Source organism: Streptomyces sp. URMC 127, from assembly GCF_051386535.1.
Lineage (GTDB): Bacteria > Actinomycetota > Actinomycetes > Streptomycetales > Streptomycetaceae > Streptomyces.
Map to the genome: position 1 here is coordinate 1 of NZ_JBPQTW010000360.1, position 3,773 is coordinate 3,773.

Sequence of the window (3,773 nt, forward strand, 5' to 3'; positions counted from 1 at the left end):
GCCCCGCCGCCCAGCGGGGTCCGGTCCCGGCTCCGTCCCGGCCCGCCGCCCCGCAGCCGGCCGCAGCCGCCGCCGGTCCGCAGGTCCAGCTGATCCCCGCCTCCGCGCAGGGTGCCCTGGACGCTGCGGACGAGGCCGTCGACCTGCTGCTCGACACCGGCCGCGCACCCGGCGAGATCCTGGTGCTCACGACCGGCGACCCGCACCCGTGGGCGGCGCACGAGCTGTCCTTCGGTGAGGCGTCCTACTGGGCGCAGCACGACGCCCGTGACGACGTCTTCTACGCGGCCGCCGACGCGGACCGCACCACGTCCCGGCCCGTGGTGGTCGTGGCCGTCAACGGCGGCACCGACGAGGCCGTCACCCGCGCGCTGCCCGCAGCGATGGGCCGCGCCGCCGCGCTGCTGATCGTCTGCGGCGACCCGCAGCGCGTCAACACCCTGCTCTCCGCAGGCGTCTGAGGACGGACCGCGGCCGCCCCGGCGGGTGGCCGCAGGTCCGGTCCCGCAAGGCGGGCGTTCTGCAGTAACGGGCGTGCGATGCCCCGGGTGCGCGACGCCCGGGCCTCCGAGGCCGTCAGCGGGCGCGGCCGTCAGCGGGCCGCTGTGTGGCGGTGCGCCCCGGGCGCGCCGCCGCCCGACGTCACCGGCGCCGGCGGATGCTCCGGCGAACGAGGCCGGCGTCCGCTGCGGCCTTCGCCGAGGATCTGCCAGCCGCCCGCGGTCAGCGTGATGTACGCCCCGCAGCGCAGCCCGTGCAGCGTGCAGGCGTCACGCAGACCCCACATCCACGCCCCGTCCTCCTCCGTCCAATGAGCCCCGCCGGAACGGCAGTAGAGCAGCACGGCCGTCCGGACCGGGGCGCGCCGCCGCAGGTCGTGCGGGATCACCTGCCGCAGCTGCGCGAGCAGCGCGTTGCGCAGCTCCCAGCCGTCGGGCGGGGCGGGCCGCCGGGCGAACGAGGCGCTCGCCGCGAGCCGTTCGTCGTGGTCGAGGACGGCGACGACGGCCGTCGACGGCGCCGGCAGGTGACGGGCGTGCAGGCCGGTGATCACCTCGCGCGGGTTGCGCAGCAAGGGAATTCCGGCCGCGGCCCACTCGGAGGGCTCGAGCATCCGGCTCAGCCGGTGACCGGGCTCGGCGGACGGGGGCGGTGCGAAGTCGAAGGCCATGACCCTCCCTTCGGCTGCATGACGACCACGGGCCGGGCGGCGGGCAGGAGCGCCCGCCACGACTGCCGTCCCGGCGGGCCGTGGACGGACGAGAGCGGGATCGCGTCCAATTCTCGCGGCGCCGGGGGGCGCGCGGCAACGATCAATTGACGCCATTGGCCGCCGGTGCGCGGCGGTTGGCGCCCCCGCCGCTCCTGCCACATCTCCGCCCGGCGGGCGGGGTCAGCCCTGCACCGCCAGCACCAGCGGGAACACCTCCTGTGCTCCGGCCCGTCGCAGCAGCCTGGCAGCCACGGCCAGCGTCCACCCGGTGTCGGCGAAGTCGTCGACCAGCAGTACGGGGCCGCCGGCGGAGGCGAGCGCCGCCGCGAGGTCCGGCGGGACGGTCAGGGCACCGTCCAGCGCCCGCAGCCGCTGCGCGCTGTTGGTGCGCGGCACCCGGGTGCCGGTCTCGGCGCCGCCGTAGGCGACGGTGCCGAGCAGGGGCATGCGGCCGACCGAGGCGATGCGCTCGCCGAGCGACCGGATCAGCTGCGGCCGTGTCCGCGAGGCGAGCGTGACGACGCCCACGGGGCGGGCGGGAGCATCCGGGGCGCCGGAGGCCCAGCCGCCGGGACCGCGGGCCCAGTCGGCCAGCACGGTCACCACGGCGGCCGCCACGTCATCCGGGACCGGGCCGTCCGGTGCGTCCGGGGCGAGGAGGGGCCGCAGGCGGTTGCCCCAGCCGATGTCGGACAGCCGCCCGAGGGCCCGGCCGGTCGCGGCCTGCTCACCCGCCGGAATGCGGCCCTTGAGGTCGACGCCGACCGCGGCCATCCCGGTCGGCCACATGCGGCGCGGCTCGACCTCCACGCCCGGGCGGCCCAGCTCGCCCCGCGAGGCGTCGAGCGCCGCTGCGGAGACGTCGGCGGTGAAGCGCGGCCCGGCGCAGTTGTCGCAGCGCCCGCACGGCTCCGCCTGCTCGTCGTCCAGCTGGCGGCGCAGGAACTCCATCCGGCACTGCGTCGTGGTGGCGTAGTCGCGCATCGCCTGCTGCTCCGCGCCGCGCTGCCGCTCCACCCAGGCGTAGCGCTCGGCGTCGTACGTCCACGGGCGTCCCGTCGCCGTCCAGCCGCCCTTCACCCGGTGCACGGCGCCGTCGACGTCGAGGACCTTGAGCATGGTCTCCAGGCGGGAGCGCCGCAGTTCGACCTGGGGTTCGAGCGCAGGCAGGGAGACCGGCCGGCCGGCGGCGGCGAGCACCTCCAGCGTGCGGCGGACCTGGTCCTCCGGGGGGAAGGCGAGGGACGCGAAGTACTTCCAGATCGCCTCGTCCTCCTTGCCCGGGAGCAGGAGCACCTCGGCGTGCTCGACGCCGCGGCCGGCGCGGCCGACCTGCTGGTAGTAGGCGATGGGGGAGGAGGGGGAGCCGAGGTGGACCACGAATCCCAGGTCCGGCTTGTCGAATCCCATGCCCAGCGCCGACGTGGCGACGAGCGCCTTGACGCGGTTGGCGAGCAGGTCCTCCTCGGCCTGCTGCCGGTCCGCGTTCTCCGTCTTGCCCGTGTACGGCGCGACGGTGTGGCCGCGCCGGCGCAGGAACGCGGTGACCTCCTCCGCGGCCGCGACGGTGAGGGTGTAGATGATGCCCGAGCCGGGGAGCTCGGCGAGGTGGTCGGCGAGCCAGGCCAGCCGGTGCGCGGCGTCGGGCAGCTGCAGCACCCCGAGGCTCAGGCTCTCCCGGTCCAGCGGGCCGCGCAGCACCAGCGCCCGCGTCGACTCCTCGCCCGTGCCCAGCTGCTCGGCGACGTCGGCGGTGACGCGGGCGTTGGCGGTGGCGGTCGTGGCGAGGACGGGGACGCCGGGCGGCAGGTCGGCCAGCATGGTGCGCAGCCGGCGGTAGTCGGGCCGGAAGTCGTGGCCCCAGTCGGAGATGCAGTGGGCCTCGTCGACGACCAGGAGGCCGGTCGCGGCGGCCAGCTTGGGCAGCACCTGATCGCGGAAGTCGGGGTTGTTCAGCCGCTCGGGCGACACGAGCAGCACGTCGACCTCGCCGGCCGCCACCTCGGCCTGGACGGTGTCCCACTCCTCGACGTTGGCCGAGTTGATCGTGCGGGCGTGGATGCCCGCCCGAGCCGCGGCGTCCACCTGGTTGCGCATGAGCGCCAGCAGGGGCGAGACGATCACCGTGGGGCCGCTGCCGCGCGCCCGCAGCAGGGCGGTGGCGACGAAGTACACCGCCGACTTGCCCCAGCCCGTCCGCTGCACGACCAGGGCGCGGCGGTGGTGGGCGACCAGCGCCTCGATGGCCAGCCACTGGTCCTCACGCAGTCTTGCCGTGCCCGTGGTGTCCCCGACGAGGCGGGCCAGGACGGCGTCGGCCGAGGCGCGGAGGTCTTCGTTCGTCATGCCCCCATGCAACACGAGTGCACTGACAATGCGCGAACGGCCCCGGTCCGCTGTGGAAAACCGCTGTCCACAGCATTAGTAGGACCATATTCCGGAGTTATCCACAGGCCTGGCGGGCCGCGGCGGTCCCGCGGGACTCTCGGGCCATGACGCAGCACAACGAGTCCTCCGGTCCCTCCGTCCCCTCTTCCCCGTCGTCCCCCTCCTCCCCGTC

General features: G+C 75.7%; 3 protein-coding genes. 1 reads left to right on the top strand and 2 read right to left on the bottom strand.

Features of this window, described 5'->3' with window-relative positions:
- Positions 1-461 (top strand): hypothetical protein (locus ACSNOH_RS33865; protein ID WP_436725284.1); only part of this gene is annotated, 461 nt, incomplete at its 5' end.
- 131 nt (positions 462-592) lie between these two features.
- Here ACSNOH_RS33865 and ACSNOH_RS33870 read toward each other — a convergent pair.
- Together ACSNOH_RS33870 and ACSNOH_RS33875 are read right to left on the bottom strand one after the other, a co-directional pair.
- Positions 593-1,171: a hypothetical protein gene (locus ACSNOH_RS33870; RefSeq protein WP_436725285.1), complete on the bottom strand. Its 579-nt coding sequence runs from the start codon at positions 1,169-1,171 to the stop codon at positions 593-595.
- Positions 1,172-1,393: 222 nt separating this feature from the next.
- Positions 1,394-3,559: a RecQ family ATP-dependent DNA helicase gene (locus tag ACSNOH_RS33875; protein ID WP_436725286.1), complete on the bottom strand. Its 2,166-nt coding sequence runs from the start codon at positions 3,557-3,559 to the stop codon at positions 1,394-1,396.
- Between the last annotated feature and the right edge of the window lie 214 nt (positions 3,560-3,773).

Coding starts and splice junctions, on each gene's coding strand:
- ACSNOH_RS33870 (WP_436725285.1), bottom strand. CDS start 1,171: ATGGCCTTCGACTTCGCACCGCCCCCGTCCGCCGAGCCCGGTCACCGG.
- ACSNOH_RS33875 (WP_436725286.1), bottom strand. CDS start 3,559: ATGACGAACGAAGACCTCCGCGCCTCGGCCGACGCCGTCCTGGCCCGC.